This is a genomic window from Amycolatopsis sp. BJA-103 (assembly GCF_002849735.1).
GTDB lineage: Bacteria > Actinomycetota > Actinomycetes > Mycobacteriales > Pseudonocardiaceae > Amycolatopsis.
The window spans coordinates 3,338,975-3,354,214 of sequence record NZ_CP017780.1; the positions used below are offsets into that span (position 1 = coordinate 3,338,975).

16 protein-coding genes are annotated in these 15,240 nt (G+C 69.8%); 7 read left to right on the forward strand and 9 right to left on the reverse strand.

The features are described 5' to 3' along the window. Window positions 1-37 precede the first annotated feature (37 nt). On the reverse strand, window positions 38-694 hold the full coding sequence (locus BKN51_RS14480) for a GntR family transcriptional regulator (RefSeq protein WP_101608150.1): 657 nt from the start codon (window positions 692-694) through the stop codon (window positions 38-40). 67 nt (window positions 695-761) lie between these two features. Here BKN51_RS14480 and BKN51_RS14485 point away from each other — a divergent pair, with 67 nt between their 5' ends. Beyond that, window positions 762-1,193: a VOC family protein gene (locus BKN51_RS14485; protein ID WP_101608151.1), complete on the forward strand. Its 432-nt coding sequence runs from the start codon at window positions 762-764 to the stop codon at window positions 1,191-1,193. Window positions 1,194-1,196: 3 nt separating this feature from the next. On the opposite strand, the gene BKN51_RS14490 is transcribed toward BKN51_RS14485, so the two are convergent. From BKN51_RS14490 to BKN51_RS14510, 5 genes are all read right to left on the reverse strand, one after another. Further along, on the reverse strand, window positions 1,197-1,757 hold the full coding sequence (locus tag BKN51_RS14490; protein ID WP_101608152.1) for a MauE/DoxX family redox-associated membrane protein: 561 nt from the start codon (window positions 1,755-1,757) through the stop codon (window positions 1,197-1,199). A 3-nt stretch (window positions 1,758-1,760) separates the two neighbouring features. Then, window positions 1,761-2,189, reverse strand: coding sequence for a S26 family signal peptidase (locus BKN51_RS14495; RefSeq protein ID WP_199192993.1), 429 nt, complete (start codon window positions 2,187-2,189; stop codon window positions 1,761-1,763). After that, a complete protein-coding gene (locus BKN51_RS14500) occupies window positions 2,186-4,018 on the reverse strand; it encodes an ABC transporter ATP-binding protein (RefSeq protein ID WP_101608153.1) in 1,833 nt (610 codons plus the stop codon). The genes BKN51_RS14495 and BKN51_RS14500 overlap by 4 nt, the downstream gene beginning before the upstream one ends. Continuing rightward, window positions 4,015-4,560 (reverse strand): TlpA family protein disulfide reductase, encoded by a 546-nt coding sequence (locus BKN51_RS14505; RefSeq protein ID WP_101608154.1) that lies wholly within the window; start codon window positions 4,558-4,560, stop codon window positions 4,015-4,017. The genes BKN51_RS14500 and BKN51_RS14505 overlap by 4 nt, the downstream gene beginning before the upstream one ends. An 87-nt stretch (window positions 4,561-4,647) precedes the next feature. Continuing rightward, window positions 4,648-4,854, reverse strand: coding sequence for a hypothetical protein (locus tag BKN51_RS14510; protein WP_101608155.1), 207 nt, complete (start codon window positions 4,852-4,854; stop codon window positions 4,648-4,650). A gap of 209 nt (window positions 4,855-5,063) precedes the next feature. On the opposite strand from BKN51_RS14510, the gene BKN51_RS14515 reads away from it, so the two are divergent. Together BKN51_RS14515 and BKN51_RS14520 are read left to right on the forward strand one after the other, a co-directional pair. Then, window positions 5,064-6,875, forward strand: a complete 1,812-nt coding sequence (locus tag BKN51_RS14515; RefSeq protein WP_101608156.1) for an AfsR/SARP family transcriptional regulator — start codon at window positions 5,064-5,066, stop codon at window positions 6,873-6,875. A 130-nt stretch (window positions 6,876-7,005) separates the two neighbouring features. Continuing rightward, the gene (locus BKN51_RS14520) at window positions 7,006-7,485 is read left to right on the forward strand and encodes a cupin domain-containing protein (protein WP_101608157.1); all 480 of its coding nucleotides are present in this window, start codon (window positions 7,006-7,008) and stop codon (window positions 7,483-7,485) included. Between the two features lie 3 nt (window positions 7,486-7,488). On the opposite strand, the gene BKN51_RS14525 is transcribed toward BKN51_RS14520, so the two are convergent. Continuing rightward, on the reverse strand, window positions 7,489-7,896 hold the full coding sequence (locus BKN51_RS14525; protein WP_101608158.1) for a RidA family protein: 408 nt from the start codon (window positions 7,894-7,896) through the stop codon (window positions 7,489-7,491). A 98-nt stretch (window positions 7,897-7,994) separates the two neighbouring features. On the opposite strand from BKN51_RS14525, the gene BKN51_RS14530 reads away from it, so the two are divergent. From BKN51_RS14530 to BKN51_RS14540, 3 genes are all read left to right on the forward strand, one after another. Next, window positions 7,995-8,387: a winged helix-turn-helix transcriptional regulator gene (locus BKN51_RS14530; RefSeq protein ID WP_101608159.1), complete on the forward strand. Its 393-nt coding sequence runs from the start codon at window positions 7,995-7,997 to the stop codon at window positions 8,385-8,387. A gap of 62 nt (window positions 8,388-8,449) precedes the next feature. Further along, window positions 8,450-9,382: a helix-turn-helix domain-containing protein gene (locus BKN51_RS14535; protein WP_233223378.1), complete on the forward strand. Its 933-nt coding sequence runs from the start codon at window positions 8,450-8,452 to the stop codon at window positions 9,380-9,382. An 82-nt stretch (window positions 9,383-9,464) separates the two neighbouring features. Beyond that, on the forward strand, window positions 9,465-11,291 hold the full coding sequence (locus BKN51_RS14540; protein ID WP_233223157.1) for a proprotein convertase P-domain-containing protein: 1,827 nt from the start codon (window positions 9,465-9,467) through the stop codon (window positions 11,289-11,291). Window positions 11,292-11,566: 275 nt separating this feature from the next. On the opposite strand, the gene BKN51_RS14545 is transcribed toward BKN51_RS14540, so the two are convergent. Further along, the gene (locus BKN51_RS14545; RefSeq protein ID WP_101608161.1) at window positions 11,567-12,418 is read right to left on the reverse strand and encodes a maleylpyruvate isomerase N-terminal domain-containing protein; all 852 of its coding nucleotides are present in this window, start codon (window positions 12,416-12,418) and stop codon (window positions 11,567-11,569) included. A gap of 209 nt (window positions 12,419-12,627) precedes the next feature. Here BKN51_RS14545 and BKN51_RS14550 point away from each other — a divergent pair, with 209 nt between their 5' ends. Then, window positions 12,628-14,076 carry a DHA2 family efflux MFS transporter permease subunit gene (locus BKN51_RS14550; RefSeq protein WP_101608162.1) on the forward strand — a complete coding sequence of 483 codons (1,449 nt, stop codon included), beginning with the start codon at window positions 12,628-12,630 and terminating at the stop codon, window positions 14,074-14,076. A 12-nt stretch (window positions 14,077-14,088) separates the two neighbouring features. Here BKN51_RS14550 and BKN51_RS14555 read toward each other — a convergent pair whose 3' ends face one another. Then, on the reverse strand, window positions 14,089-15,216 hold the full coding sequence (locus tag BKN51_RS14555) for an acyltransferase family protein (RefSeq protein WP_101608163.1): 1,128 nt from the start codon (window positions 15,214-15,216) through the stop codon (window positions 14,089-14,091). Between the last annotated feature and the right edge of the window lie 24 nt (window positions 15,217-15,240).

Sequence of the window (15,240 nt, forward strand, 5' to 3'; positions counted from 1 at the left end):
GATCATCGCAGACGCGGGCCACCCCGCGCCATGACCTTCACTTCCCGGTGAGCACGTCCAGTGCCTGCCCGCGGTGCGCAGCGAAGAGTTCGAGGGCCTTCTCGCCGTCGCGGGCGCGAAGAGCCGACGCCAGCAGCCGATGTTCCGCCGGGATGTTCGCGAGGTAGCCCTCGGAGTTCACGCCGATCCGGGTCAGCAGGAACAGGTGCACCTGCGACCGGATGGCCTGCCACGCTTCGATGAGCCGCCGGTGCCCGGAAGCCGCGTAGACCGCGTCGTGGAAGTCGATGTCGCAGCGCACCATCTCGTGCTCGTCGCGCGCCCGGTCCATCCGCTCGACGACCTCGTCGATCGCGTCCAGGTCCGCGTCCGGCGCGGAAGCGACCACCAGCCGCACGGCCAGCTGTTCCAGCGCCGAACGGAGGCTGTCGAGTTCGGCGACGTCCACATCGGACAGCGTCGTGACGAGGGCGCCGCGATGCCATTCGCTGCGGACCAGCCCTTCGCGCTCCAGTCTGAGCAGCGCCTCGCGCACCGGGCCGCGGCTGACGCCCAGCGCCTCCGAGAGCTCCACCTCGCGCAACTGCGCGCCGGGCGGGTAGGCACCACCGAAAATGGCATCCCTGACCCTGTCGGCGACCTCGTCGGCCAGCCCTCGGCGGCGGGCGGGCACCACCCGGCCGGGTTCGCTCATCGTCGTCCTCCCTCGGAAGGCCCGATCGTAGCGGCCGCTCATCTTGTCCTAATGTTAACATTCAGACATGACTATCCTCGACTCCCCCATCCCGCGCTTCCACCTCGCCATGCCGGTCGACGACCTCGACGCCGCGCGCACCTTCTACGGCGAAGTCCTCGGGCTCGAACAAGGCCGCAGCTCCGACACCTGGATCGACTGGAACCTCCATGGCCACCAGTTCGTCACGCATGTCGCCCCGGAGCGGCCGCGCCGGATCCACAACCCGGTCGACGGACACGACGTGCCCGTCCCCCACTTCGGCCTGATCCTCACCGTGCCGGAGTTCGGGAAGCTCGCGGACCGGCTGCGCGCCGCGAACACCGCGTTCGTCATCGAGCCCTACGTCCGGTTCGAAGGCCAGACCGGCGAACAGTGGACGATGTTCCTGCTGGACCCGGCGGGCAACGCCCTGGAGTTCAAGGCGTTCGCCGACGACTCGCAGGTCTTCGCGGCCTGAGCCTCATCGCGCGTCCGGGACCGGCCCGGCGAACAACTCCGCCAGATCCTCGAACCGCACCACCGCCACGGCGCCCACCACGCCCACGGCGGCGGCGAGGGCCACGGCCGCCGGATCCGCGCCGTCCGCACCGGGCATCGCGGCGGCACCGGCCAGCGCGACCAGCAGCAGGAGCGCGTTGCGCACCACGTGCCGGGGTGCGAGCACCGTGCGCGCCGGACCGAAACAGCGGCACACCGCACCGGTCCGGCGCGCCACTGCCCGCCACACCGCCACGGTCAGCACCCCGAACAACCCGGCCGCGAGCACCAGCCCGGCCAGCGCGAGTCCTCGGCCGGCGCCGGTCGCGGGCAGAGCGGCGGCGGGCAGCAGTGAGGCCGCGATCACGAACTCCGCGGCCAGGGTCGCCCCGGCGAACGGCCGGGTCCAGCGCGCCGGGATCCCGAACGCGGGCACCGACGCCACGAACTCCGCGTAGGCCGCTTTACCCCGGACCTTGCTGACCGCGGACACCAGCAGGACCAGCCCACAAAGGACCATCGCGAACACGGCGACGTAGGTCATGGCTCACCTCTGACCGATCGGGCGGAGCACGACGCCGATCAGCGCGTCCTCCGGGATGTAGCCGAGCCGCCGGGAATCGTTGCTGCGCGCGGGATTGTCCCCGAGCACCAGCAGGTTTCCCGCCGGGACGACCGTGCCGGGTACCGGGATCTGCGACGGCACCGGATCGCCCGGCACCGCGACCGCGCGTTTCACCAGTCGTCCGGCGGTGGGATCGCCGGGCTTGCCCGGCCCGCCCTGCACGACGACGACCTGCCCGGTGCGCACCCGCTCCAGCCGCGATCGCCGCACCAGCAGCCGATCGCCGGAGAAATAGGTGGGCTCCATGCTCACCCCGCGTACGGTCACCACGATCAGCCGTCGGCGCAGCGTGACCAGCCACCCGACGACGGCGACGACCACCACGGCCGCCGCGAGCACCACATACGTCACTGGGACACCACCTCGTCGTAGCCCGAAGCCTGCAGGCGGAACAGTCGCGCGTACTTCCCGCCCGAAGCGATCAGTTCGTCGTGCGTGCCGAGTTCCGCGACCCGGCCCTCGGCGAGGACCGCGATCACGGCCGCGTCCCGGACCGCGCCGAGCCGGTGCGAGATCAGCACACTGGTCGCGCCTTCCCGATGCCGCCGGAGACTGCTGTGCACTTCGTGCTCGGCCTCCGCGTCGAGGCCGGAACTCGGTTCGTCCAGGATCATGAGATCCCGCCGGTCCCGCAGGAACGCCCGCGCGAGCGCGAGCCGCTGCCACTGTCCGCCCGAGAGCAGGACGCCGGTCTCCGGGTCCTCGCGATCCGCTTCGTCGAAGAACATCCTGGACAGCAAGGTGTCGTAACCGCGCGGAAGCCCGGCCACGATGTCGTGGGCACCCGCGCGTTCCGCCGCCGCGGTCACGCGCTCGCGATCCTCCAGACAGGACACGTCGCCGAGACCGATGTTCTCCGCGGCGGTGAGGTCGTAACACATGTAGTCCTGGAAGACCGCGCCGATCCGCGCGCGCAGATCCTCGACCGGGACGTCGCGCAGATCCACGCCGTCCCAGAGGATCGCGCCGCGCTCCGGGTCGTAGAACCGGCACAGCAGCTTGACCATCGTCGACTTCCCGGCGCCGTTCAGCCCGACCAGTGCCAGCGACCGTCCGTGCGGGATGGTCAGGTCCACCCCGCGCAGCACCCAGGGCTGGTCTTCGGCGTAGCGGAACCACACGTCGCGCAACTCGATGCCCGAACGCAGCCCAGGCAGTTGCCGGGGTTCGGCCGGGATCGCGAGGTCAGGCCCCTGCGACTCGATCTCCTCGTAGTGGTCGAACAGCAGCGTCGAGTGATGCGCCGACGCCAGCCGGGAAACGAGACTCTGCAAGGCGGACTGCACCCCGCCGACCGACGCCACGAAGATGGCGATGTCACCGAGCGAGAGCTTGCCGGTGGCGGCCAGCCACACCGCCCAGATCAGGCCACCGGCCGAGACCGCCGCGGTCAGCCCGGCCAGCAGGCCCTGCATCCGCGCGTCGCGCCGGTCCTGGCCTTCGACGACGGCGTGCGCGGCGGTGAGCTCGACGAGCATCCGCCGCCGGAAGAGGTCGCCGAGCCCGAGCAGCCGCAGTTCCTTCGCGGCGTCCAGGCTCGCCAGCAGGTCGGCGTAGAACACTTCCCGTCGTTCGGTGGGCGCGATCGACCACATCACCCGCGCCCGCGCCCGGCTCAGCCGCAGATGGGCGAGCAGCGCGGGCACGGCCGCGGCCAGCACGATCGCCGCCATCCCCGGATTGATCACGAGCAGGGTCCCGAGGAATCCGGCCAGCGTGATCACCGACTGGAGCGAACCGAGCCCGTCGTCGACGAGCTGGCCGGGTCCGCTGCGGCCGGTCTGCTGGGCGAGACGGAGTTTGTCGCGGAAGCGCGGGTCCTCCATCCTCGCGATCCCGGCCAGCCTTCCCATGGCGCGGTAGAGCCGGTCCATCGTCACGACGGCGACCGAGCGGTCCAGCCGCTGCTTCAGGTACTCGGTCGTGACCGGGAGCAGTCCCGCCAGCAATCCGGCGACAGCCAGCGCGACCGCCCACGGGAGCAGCGTCAGCCAAGCGTCGCCCGCCGCCAGCCCGTCGAGCAGGACCTTCATGCTCCACGCGGTCGCGAGCGGCACGACACCGCCGAGCAGCGACAGCACCATGTACAGCGGCGTGCCCACCGGGGCGGCCTGCCGGGTGAGGCGGACCGCCGCCGTCAGCAGGCTCAAGACCCGGCGGGCGCCGAGCGAGGTGTTCACAGTGCGGCCGGCACCGGCAGTGCCGACATCTCCCACCCGCTGGCCAGTACGGTCCGGTCGCCGTCGACCAGGCACAGCGCGGGGTATCCGGAGGCGCCGAAGGCCTGGTGCACGACACCGCCGTCGGCCTCGCGGATCACTTCGGCGACCTCGCCGAGCCGGACGACCATGTCCGCCGTCTCCTCTTCGGTCCCGGAGGCGATCGCGATCACCTTGCCGTCGAACCGGGTGGCGTACTCGATGAACTGGGGCATCCGCTCCTTGCAGGGCTCGCACGCCGGCGCGAAGAAGCCGACGAGGGCGCGGGTGCCGTCGATGTCCGCATTGGACAGATCGGTCCCGCCGACCGTGGCGGCCGTGAAGGTGCCGATGCTGGCACCCGCGGGCAGCGCGATCTCCGGGTCGATGGCGGCCCGCTGCTGTTGCACGTTCTTCAGGGTCTCGTTCTGCTCGCGCAGCCTCCGGATGATGCCGAAGCTGAGCAGCAGGTCCAGCACGCAAAGGAGTCCGACGAGCACGACGGCGGCGGTCAGGATGGCCATGGTGTTCTCCAGTGGAGGAAGAGGGACGGGCAGGGGCGCCGTGGCGGCGGCGGGCGTTCGCACGCCCGCCGCCGCCACGGATGTCGATCAGCCTCCGCAGATCCGGAAGGCGTAACAGGGCCCGCAGAATTCCTTGCAGGCGCCGTTCGTCGAACAGTTGCGACGGAAGTCGCTGCGCTCGCGGCAGTAGCAGTGCTTGTAGTACGGGTCCGGCGGGCAGCCCGCGCCCACGTCGGCCTTGGCCACGAACACGCCCAGCAGCTTGTCGCTGAAGGTTCCCAATGTCTTGCGCATGTTCCGCGCTCCTCACTTCCTCCGCGCCGGACGGCGTCGGCAGCGCCCAACGTAGGAAAGGCCGGTACACGAACGCGGATAGCGCCGATACACGCCCGCGTGTATCGGCTGTGCGCCCGGCGCGAAGTGAACGTCCGGCAAAGTCGAAGGTGATAGAACTGCCTTAAGGGGTCTCACGTTTCTGTCTCCAACTCTCGGGAGAGGTGTGAGTGTCATCGATCGAGTTCAGGGTTCTGGGGAGGCTCGAGGTACACACCGAAGGCGGGACGATCGCGCTGGGTTCGGCCAAACAGCGCAATCTGCTGGCCGTATTGCTGCTGCACCCGGGCCGGACGGTCCCGATTCGCAGGCTGATCCGGACGTTATGGGGAGACGAGCCGCCGCTTTCGGCGGTGGCCAACCTGCGCACCTACGCGAACCGGCTCCGGGGAGTCTTACCCGGGGACCGCATCTCCGGTCGCGCGTCGGGCTACGAAATCCTGCTGCGCCAAGGGGAATTGGATCTTCACGTGTTCGCCGAACGGGCGGGGGCGGGCAGGGCGGCACTCGCACGGGGTGACCACGCCGCCGCCGTCCGTCATCTCGGTGAGGCACTTTCCGCCTGCCGTGGCGCGGTACTGGAGGATCTCTCGGACAACGAGGCGCTCGCCGGTTCGATCGCGCCGGTGGAGGAACTGCGGCTTTCGGTCTCCGAAGACCATCTGGAAGCCCGGCTGCGTCTCGGTGAACACCGGGAGGTGATCGCGCCGCTGCGCGAGTTCGTCGCCGAACATCCGTTACGAGAGCGGCCTTGGGCACATCTGATGACCGCCCTGTATCGATCCGGTGATCCCGCCGGGGCGCTCGCCGTCTACACGGACTGCCGTCGCGTGCTCGCCGACCGGCTCGGCCTGGAGCCGTCACCGGATCTGGCGAAACTGCACCGGGCGATGCTGGACCGGGATCCGGGGCTGACCACGGTCTCCCCCGCGCCGGTCGCCACCGTCGGCAATCCGGCACCGAAAGCCTTTGTGCCACAGGAGCTTCCGGTGCGATGCCGGGCGTTCGGCGGCCGGGCGGGCGACGCCGCGCGGCTGGCCTCGCTGCTCGTCGGGCCGGAGCGATCCGGGCCGAAGGTCGCCGTGGTCCACGGCCCCTGCGGGATCGGCAAGAGCGCGCTGGTGCTGGAGGTGGCGCACCGGGTCGGCGCCCGGTTCCCGGGTGGACAGTTGTACGTCGACCTCGGCGTCGACGGCCCGGCTTCCCGGGTCCCTCCCCGGTTGCTGCGGCATCTCGGCGTCCCGACGTCCGACATCCCGTGGACGCCGGACGAGGCCGCCGCCGTGCTGCGTTCGCGTCTCTCCCATCGGGCGGCGCTCCTGGTGCTCGACGGCGCGACGGAGTCCGCCGCGCTGCGCGCGCTCATCCCGGCGACGGGGTCGTGCGCGGTCCTGATCACCAGCCGCTCACCGCTGATGCTGGACGGCGCGGAGCACGTCGTGCTCGGCCGTCTGTCCGAAAAGGATGGCCTGGACATCCTCGCCAGGGTCGCGGGCAGGTCCAGAGTGGACGCGGACCCCCGCGCGGCCGCCGAGATCGTCCGGCACTGCCACGGGATCCCGGCCGCGTTGAGGATCGCGGGCACGATCCTCGCCAACCGGCCGACGCGGCCGTTGTCCTGGCTGGGGAACCGGCTCGCGCCGGAGGAGAGCAGGCTCGACGAACTGGGGTTCGGCGGGGAATCGTTGCGGGCCCTGTACCTCTCGGCGTTCCAGCCGATCGCGGCGGGCAAGGATCCGCTGGCGGCGTCCGCGTTCCGGTTGCTCGGCAGACCGGGATACGAGGTGTGCCGCACGGGCCAGGCCGCCGACGCCCTCGGCGTCTGCCCCCTGAAGGCCGAGGCGGCGCTGGATCGCCTGGTCGACCTGGGCCTCGCCGAATGGGGCGACGAGGACACCTACCGGTTGCCGCCGCTGATGCGGCTGTTCTCGGCCGACCTGGCGACGGCCGTCCCCGCCCAGCAGTCCGCGCTGGCCTGGTGAGCTCCGCACCGATCGATAATCCACAGGTTATCGATCGGTGCGGCTTTCCGCGTTGATCAAGGCGGGTTCCCGGGAGAGGCTTGTCCTGTCAGCGAGCCCGCTGAACACGGAAACCCAAGGAGACGCCACCATGTTCGACCCCATCCTCCTCCGGGCCGCCGACGCCGAGATCGTCAGCGACGCGCCGGGCAGCGACATCACCCTGCTGGCCGACTCGGACACCACCGACGGTGGCTTCACCGCGAACCGCGCGACCTTGAAGCAGGGCGTCTTCGGCACCCCGGCCCACTTCCACACCCGCGCGACCGAGTTCTTCTTCGTCCTCGAAGGAAAGCTCCAGGTGCTCGTCGACGAAACCCTGCACACCCTGGAGAAGGGCGACTTCCTCGCCGTCCCGCCCCAGGTGCCGCACGCGTTCGGGCCCGCCGACGGCTCGGACGCCGACGTCCTGGTGACCTTCACGCCGGGAATGGCCCGCTTCGACTACTACCGGCTGCTGGAGCGGGTCGCCCGCGGTGAAGCCGACCCTTCGGAGATCGCCGCGTCCTCGAAGCAGTACGACAACCACTACGTCGACAGCCCGATCTGGCGCGCCGCCCGCGGTCAGTGAGCCTCAGCCGATGACCGCGGTCGCTTCGACCTCGACCAGGTGCTCGGGTACGTCGAGGGCCGCGACGCCGATCAGCGTGCCCGGCGGGACCGGGGTGCCGCCCAGCTTGGCGGCGGCCCGGTCCACGCCTTCGAGGAACAGCGCGAGCTTGTCCGGGGTCCAGTCGACGACGTAGACGGTCATCTTCGCGACGTCGTCGAAGGTGGCGCCGGCCCCGGCGAGCGCGGTACCGATGTTCAGATAGCACTGCTCGACCTGAGCGGCGAGATCGCCTTCGCCGACAGTGGCGCCGTCGGCGTCCCAGGCGACCTGTCCCGCGACGAAGACCAGCTTCGATCCCGTCGCGATCGAAACCTGCCGGTAGGCGGGGATCTCCGGCAGCCCCGCCGGGTTCACCAGGGTGATGCTCATCCGTACTCCTCGATCGTGGTCACTTGTGGTTACCCAGAAACCGTAGGAGAGTGTGAGACGACCTGGAAGAACGCACTTTTTCGTGACTGGGGAACCTGATGGTGACCAAGCAGCTCAGCGGTACGGCGGACGACGCGGACCTGATGAGGGCGGACTCGCTGGCGCGGGAGATCTTCTCCGACGTCGCCAACAAGTGGGCCCTCCTGATCATCGAGATGATCGGCGACCGCACGCGGCGGTTCACCGAACTGCGGAACGACATCGAGGGCATCAGCCACAAGATGCTCACCCAGAACCTGCGCATGCTGGAACGCAACGGCCTGGTCGGGCGCACGGTGCATCCGACCGTGCCGCCGCGGGTCGACTACACCCTCACCGAGGCGGGCCACGGCCTGCGCGCGACGGTCGACGGGATGTGCGACTGGACCCACCGGTTTCTCGGCCACATCGAGGACTCCCGCCGCCGGTTCGACACCCCTGTTAACGGTTAACGACCAGGCCAGGGCCTCGGCCGGTTCATTTACCCGCGGACCGGATCTATGCTCGACGCGTGATGTCCGGCGGAGCGGAACCCCGGCCCGAGTTCGAGCGGTTGCTTCGTGACGGGCCCTTCGCCGACGCGCTTCGCGAGGCCATCCGGGCACGCGGTCTGAGCCTGGAACGCCTGCGCGACCACCTGCGCGCTCGCGGCGTCTCGATCACCGCGGCGACGCTCAGCTACTGGCAGTCCGGGCGCAGTCGCCCGGAGCGCCGGGATTCGGTGCTCGCGCTCCGCCACCTCGAGCAGGTGCTGGACGTACCGCCCGGCTGCCTGACCGCGTTGCTCGGCCCGCCGCGCGCCCGCGGCCGGTGGCCTGCCCGCACCGACGGCCTGCCCGAGATCGGCCGGTTCTGGCCGGACCGGACACGGATCGACGCGGCCGTCAGCGAGGTCGACACCCAATGGGACGAACGGCTGACGAGGATCAGCCAGCACGACGTCGTCTCCGTCGGCCCCGGGCAGGAGGAGCTCGCGTTCCGGTCGAGGCAGGTGCTGCGCGCCGAGGCCGACGGTCCGGACCGGTGGGTGGTCATCGTCCACATCGACGAACACGACCGGCCGCTGCCCCGGATGACGTCACTGCGAGGCTGCCGCCCCGGCCGGAGTGTGCATCGCCCCGAAGACGGCCTTCTCGTGATGGAACTGCTCTTCGAACGGCCACTCGCGAAAGGCGAAACGGTCATCACCGAGCACACCCTGGCGAACAGCGCCCCGTTCCCGCACGCGACGAACTACGAACGCAAATTCCGCAGGCCCGCCCGGGAATACGTACTCGAGATCCGGTTCTCCCCCGATGCTCTCCCGGCGCGATGCCGTCGCTATTCCGAACAGGACGGACAGCCCGCGGAATGGACGGATGTCCTGCCGGGTGACGATTCCGTGCACGGCGTCGCGCTGAATTTCGGTCCCGGCCGGTTCGGCTTCGAGTGGGACTGGGACTCTTAATTGTTAACGACTCGTGGATCTACAATTCCGCGGGGTGGGGGAATTACCGTCGGCGCACCTGCTTTCGATTAGAGGAGTGCGCATGCGACGGCACAACGAAGTGCTTTCTTATCTGAGTCTCTTGGCCTTGGCCGCGTTGGGACTCAGCCCGACCGCTCAAGCGGCGTCACCACCGGCTCCGGTCCATCCCGACGCCGAGGTCAACGGCGTGGCCACCGCGTTCGGCCTGACCACGTCCGAAGCCAAGGCCCAGCTGGCGGCGCAGGACGAAGCCCACCGGCTGGCCACGTCGCTGCCCGCCGGGCTGCGACCCCGCACCGCCGGGCAATGGTTCGACGCGGCCACCGGCAAACTCACCCTCGCGGTCACGAACGCCGCGGACGCCGACGCGGCCCGGGCGACCGGCGCCGAAACCCGGCTGGTGTCCCGGACCAAGGCCGACCTCGACCGGACCGACGACGCCGTCCGCGCGCTCGTCGGCGACGGTGTTCCCGGCGTGTTCGGCTGGGGTGTCGACGTCCGGAACAACGAGGTCGGCGTGTCGATCGACCGCTCCCGCAAGACCGCCGAAACCGAGAGTTTCCTCTCCCGCGCAAGGGATCTCGGCGTGCGGATCACCGAAACGGGGTCCTCGCCGCGCCAGCAGGCGGGCACGATCCAGACCGGCAGCCCGTGGTGGCCGGGCAGTGAGACCTATTGTTCGGTCGGCTTCGGCGCGACCGATTCGGCGGGCGGCAAGCACTTCCTCACCGCCGGGCACTGCACGAACGACCGTGATCAGGCAGCTTATGGCGCACAGAGCCAGCAGAACCGGATCGGAACGTCGAACGTCGGCGGCACGCGCAGCGTCAACGCCCGCGAAGGCGACATGGGCGTTGTCGCGGTGACGCAGCCCGGCTGGGAACTCTCGGCGGCGGTCAACACCTGGGGCGAGCCCGCCGTCACCATCACGGGCTCGGCCGAGGCGATGGTCGGCGACCGGGTCTGCCACTCCGGCAACACCTCGAAGTGGAAATGCGGCGAGGTGAAGTACACGCACAAGTCCGTCGACTACGGCGGCGGGCTGATCATCGAGGACCTGACCTGGACGACGGCGTGTTCGCTCGGCGGCGACTCGGGCGGCGGCTGGCTGCTCGGCACCAAGGCGGTCGGCCTGCACGACGGCGGCCCGTCGAAATGCGTGGAGAACCCGAGCGACGGTGACATGTCCCTCTTCCAGCCGGTGATCGAAGCGCTGAACAAGTGGAACCTCACGCTGGTGACCGGCGGCGGCACCGGTGACACCACGGCCCCGAGCGCCCCCGGCAACGCACGGACCACCGGCACGACGTCTAACAGCGTCTCGCTGGCCTGGGACGCGGCCACGGACAACGTCGGCGTCACGGGCTACGACGTCTACAACGGCTCGACGCTGGCGACCTCCGTGACCGGGACCAGCGCCACCGTGACCGGTCTCAGCCCGGACACCTCCTACGCCTTCACGGTGAAGGCCCGCGACGCGGCGGGGAACGTGTCCCCCGCGAGCGGTGCCGTGTCCGCCAAGACGCAGCCGGGCAACAGTGGCGGCCGGACGCTGGGCAACGACGCGGACTTCCCGATCCGGGACTACCAGCAGGTGTTCAGCCCGGTGACCTCGACCCTCACCGGACAGGCGGCGACCTCGCTCGGGATTTCGGTGACGATCCGGCACACCTGCGCCGAGGACCTCGGCATCACGCTCCTCGACCCGAAGGGCAAGGCCTACCCGCTCAAGTCCAGCGGCGGTTCGGCGTGCACGGCCTGGAACGGCGCGCGGACGTTCTCGGTGCCCGGCGCGTCGTCCCCGGCCGGCGGGAAGTGGCAGCTGCGGATCACCGACTACGGCCCCGGTGACACGGGGGTTCTCGACACCTGGTCGCTGACGCTTTAGGCCCCAGCGGCGTTCCAAGTACGTGAAGGCCCCCTTCATTGCGTCTGGCGCAGTGAAGGAGGCCTTCACTGCGTCAGACGAGGCGAAGGACCCCATCGGCGAGACCTCGGTCAGGTGCGTCATGAGTGGCGATTCGGAGGAGCGGCGGTGTCGCGAAAGCCACTTTCAGGACACCAGATGTCCCGAAAGTGGCTTTCAAGACATCCGAAGCCGGCGATTGGGCGAGCGAGTGACCACGGATCCCGGGGCGGGGTGATAGGAGGCCCCACCACTTCCTAGGGCAAACGGACGACCCGAAGGAACGCGGGCAGCAACCACGGACGCGGACCGCTGACCACGATCTTGCGGGTCAACGCGGTCCGGGCCTTGCCGACCCGGTGGAACAGCATCAGGTTCAGCGACGGCGGATCGAAGGCGATCCGCGCGTCGACCGGGCCGCCGGGCTCCTCGACCGTGACACTCCCCCGGTGCAGCACCAGCACGACCGGAGTCGTGTACGCCGAGCGGAAGGCCACGGCGATACGCCTTTCCCGCGGCGGTTCGCCGGAGTCGAGAAGGTGCCCGATGCCGTGCGTCAGCACGCCCACCAAGAAGAGATCGAAGAACAGCGCCGCGTCACCCGGCGGCATCGCCCACGGCAGGTTCAGCGCCTTGGCGATGTCCCAGCCGTGGATCTGCAGTTCGTTGACCAGGTGCGCGAGGACACCGGCCAGCGGCACTCGCGATCCGCCGAGCCAGTCCAGCGGGGCCGCCGGATCGGCGTCCTCGGTCACTCGCAGCAATTCCTCGATGTCAGCGAGCAACCCCGTCACCAGCACACCGATGTCGCGTTCGGGGAAATCCTCCAGCACCAAAGTGTTCAGCACGGAAACCGTGTCTACAGTGGTCTTTTCGAGCTGATCCCGACCTCGCGCGTCCAGTAACGGGGCATTGTCGGGCCGCACCAGCGACGTGTACATCTTCGCGATCAGCGCGACGTGGGCCACGGTGTCGGCCACCGTCCACTCCGCGGTGACCCTCGCGCCGGGATCCCGAATAGCGGTCACCAGTTCGGCGAATCGTGTACCCGTCACCCGATAGGCGCGTCGCGCCGAACGCCATTGATCAGCCGTGATCGCTCTGGTCACGACGCGATTTTATCGCGATACGGCGGGAAATCCGTTCCGCTCGCGTGCGGACCCGGTTTCCGCTCAGAGCGTAGTGACCGTACTCACTACGGAAATCGGCGTGACACACACCGACCGGCACAGGCAGACTGAACGGGAGAATCAGCTTCGCCTTCGCTGTCGCCGAGGGCGGCCCACGCGGAACGCGCCCTTCCAGGAGCCCCAAACAGATGACCGAGACCCTGCCCGAAACCACGCGCGACCAGGAAAGGGCACCGGCCAGCGCCGGGCTCCTGATCGGGGTCCTGGTCCTTTCCGCGTTCGTGATGATCCTCAACGAGACCATCCTGAGCGTCGCGCTGCGTGACCTGACGGTCGACCTCAAGGTCCCGACCACCACCGTGCAGTGGCTGACCAGTGGCTTCCTGCTCACCATGGCGGTCGTCATCCCGATCACCGGGTTCCTGCTAGAACGGTTCACCCCGCGCCAGGTCTTCCTCGCCTCCCTGACCCTGTTCAGCACCGGCACCCTGGTCAGCGCGCTCGCTCCGGGTTTCACGCTCCTGCTGACCGGCCGGGTCATCCAGGCGTGCGGTACCGCGGTCATGCTGCCGCTGCTGATGACGACGGTGATGCGCCTGGTCCCGGTGGAGAAGCGCGGCGCCACGATGGGCACGATCACCATCGTCATCGCGGTCGCCCCCGCCATCGGCCCGACCATCGGCGGCGCGGTGCTCTCCTCGCTCGGCTGGCGCTGGATGTTCTGGATCGTGCTGCCGCTCTCGATCGCCGCGCTGGTGGTCGGCATGCTGCGGCTGCGGCTGGACAGCGAGACCCGCAAGGTGCCGCTGGACGTACTGTCGGTGATCCTGTCCGCCGTCGGTTTCGGCGGCGTGCTGTACGGCCTGTCGACGTCCGGTGAATCGGCGGGCGGGCACCAGCCGGTGCCGCCGTGGGTGCCGATCGTCGTCGGGGCCGTGGCGCTCGCGGTGTTCACCTGGCGCCAGTTGCGCCTGCAGAAGGAAGACCGCGCACTGCTGGACCTGCGCCCGTTCACCCACCGCAGTTTCGTCGTCTCGCTGGTGCTGACGGCGCTGCTGTTCATGTGCCTGCTCGGCGCCGCGGCGATCCTGCTCCCGCTGTACCTGCAGACCGTCCTGCACACCAGCACGTTCGTCAGCGGGCTCGCGGTGCTTCCCGGCGGCCTGGTCCTCGGGCTGCTCGGCCGCCCGGTCGGCGCGCTGTACGACCGCTTCGGTCCCCGGCCCCTGGTCATCCCCGGCGCGGCCGCGATGGCGGTCTCGTTGTGGCTGTTCGCCCTGCTCGGCCCGGGATCACCGCTGGTCGCGGTCATCGCCATCCACGTCCTCCTGATGGGCGGGCTCGGGCTGATGATGACGCCGCTGATGACCGAGTCGCTCGGTTCGCTGCCCGAGCACCTCTATTCGCACGGCAGCGCGATCCTCGCCACCCTGCAGCAGCTCGCCGGCGCGCTCGGCACCGCCGTGTTCATCGCGGTGGCCACGGCGAGCACGGTGACGGCCGGGGCGACCAGCCCCGACGCGGCGGGTATCCGCACCACGTTCATGGTCGCCGGCTGCGTCGGGCTGGCCGCGTTCGCCGGTTCGCTGTTCGTCAAGAAGAGCGCCACCGGCGCCCCGGTGGCCGCGCACCACTGACGACGGATCCGCTCACTTCGCGCCCGCCGTGGCCTCCACCGGAGGCCCGGCGGGCGCTCGTCGTCCGATCACCTTCCGGCCGTAGGCGATGGCGGGCTGCTCGACCCACCGGCGCAGCGCGCAGGCGAACACCAGGGCGACCCCCGCGGTCGCCGCGGCCTTGGCGAACCCGCTGGGCAGCAGCCAGCCCGTCACCCCGGCGGCGCCGGTCTGGGCGAGGTAAAGCGCGTACGACCGATCGCCGACGAAGGTCATCGGCCTGCTCGAGAGCAGTTTCCGGACCGGCCCCGGTGAAACGACGGCCACGAGCAGCAGCGCCGAGCCCGCCGCGTAGACCGGGACCACGAACTGCCAGTGCCCGCCGAGAGCCTTCGCCAGCGGTCCGACGGAGAACTGCAGCACGACGAACCCGCAGCCGATCACCGTGGCGGCGACGGGACTGGTCAGCGGCCGGAACAGGGCGAACCCGCGCGGATGGTGGAGCGTCATCGCCAGCAGGCAGCCGATGACCAGCGAGCAGTAGTGCACCGAAAGGCTCGCCCAGGTGTGCGTCGGAGCCAGCGGCAACGCGAACATCACCACGCCGAGGACGGCCGACGCGCCGAACAGCAGGCGCAACGCCGTCTTCCCGCTTCGCGCGAACGAGGTGAGCACCAGCAGCGCGGGCCAGACCAGGTAGAACTTCTCCTCCACCCCCAGCGACCACGACGTCGGGTAGGGCGTGTTGAAGTCGACGAGTTCGTTGCCGAAGACGAGGTAGTACGGCATGGCGTCGGCGAGCCTGCTGCTCTGGTAGGTGCCGCCGAGCGTCACCGCGAGCGTGGTCAGCGCCAGGAGCAGGAAGTACACCGGCAGGATCCGGAAGACCCGGCGCAGGTAGAACTCGCGCAGCGAGATCCGGCCGGTGCGGTCTTCTTCGCGCAGGGACAGGGTGGTGATCAGGAACCCGGACAGCACGAAGAACAGCTGCACGGCGATCCAGCCCTGCAGCGGGTCCAGGGCAGGGCCTCCGTAGTGGAAGAACACGACGGCCACGGCGGCGAGTGCGCGTACGCCGGTGAGACCGGGGAACCAGGACGACGCCAGGTAGTCGGCGTGGCCGAGCGGCTGCCACCAGGAGCGGCGCGAAAGGTCGGACATGGCCCGTAGGTTCGGGCCCGGACG

Excerpts from the sequence above, each read along its gene's own strand:
- BKN51_RS14480 (WP_101608150.1), bottom strand. The coding sequence starts at position 694 with ATGAGCGAACCCGGCCGGGTGGTGCCCGCCCGCCGCCGAGGGCTGGCC.
- BKN51_RS14485 (WP_101608151.1), top strand. The coding sequence starts at position 762 with ATGACTATCCTCGACTCCCCCATCCCGCGCTTCCACCTCGCCATGCCG.
- BKN51_RS14490 (WP_101608152.1), bottom strand. The coding sequence starts at position 1,757 with ATGACCTACGTCGCCGTGTTCGCGATGGTCCTTTGTGGGCTGGTCCTG.
- BKN51_RS14505 (WP_101608154.1), bottom strand. The coding sequence starts at position 4,560 with ATGGCCATCCTGACCGCCGCCGTCGTGCTCGTCGGACTCCTTTGCGTG.
- BKN51_RS14510 (WP_101608155.1), bottom strand. The coding sequence starts at position 4,854 with ATGCGCAAGACATTGGGAACCTTCAGCGACAAGCTGCTGGGCGTGTTC.
- BKN51_RS14520 (WP_101608157.1), top strand. The coding sequence starts at position 7,006 with ATGTTCGACCCCATCCTCCTCCGGGCCGCCGACGCCGAGATCGTCAGC.
- BKN51_RS14525 (WP_101608158.1), bottom strand. The coding sequence starts at position 7,896 with ATGAGCATCACCCTGGTGAACCCGGCGGGGCTGCCGGAGATCCCCGCC.
- BKN51_RS14530 (WP_101608159.1), top strand. The coding sequence starts at position 7,995 with ATGGTGACCAAGCAGCTCAGCGGTACGGCGGACGACGCGGACCTGATG.
- BKN51_RS14535 (WP_233223378.1), top strand. The coding sequence starts at position 8,450 with ATGTCCGGCGGAGCGGAACCCCGGCCCGAGTTCGAGCGGTTGCTTCGT.
- BKN51_RS14540 (WP_233223157.1), top strand. The coding sequence starts at position 9,465 with ATGCGACGGCACAACGAAGTGCTTTCTTATCTGAGTCTCTTGGCCTTG.
- BKN51_RS14550 (WP_101608162.1), top strand. The coding sequence starts at position 12,628 with ATGACCGAGACCCTGCCCGAAACCACGCGCGACCAGGAAAGGGCACCG.
- BKN51_RS14555 (WP_101608163.1), bottom strand. The coding sequence starts at position 15,216 with ATGTCCGACCTTTCGCGCCGCTCCTGGTGGCAGCCGCTCGGCCACGCC.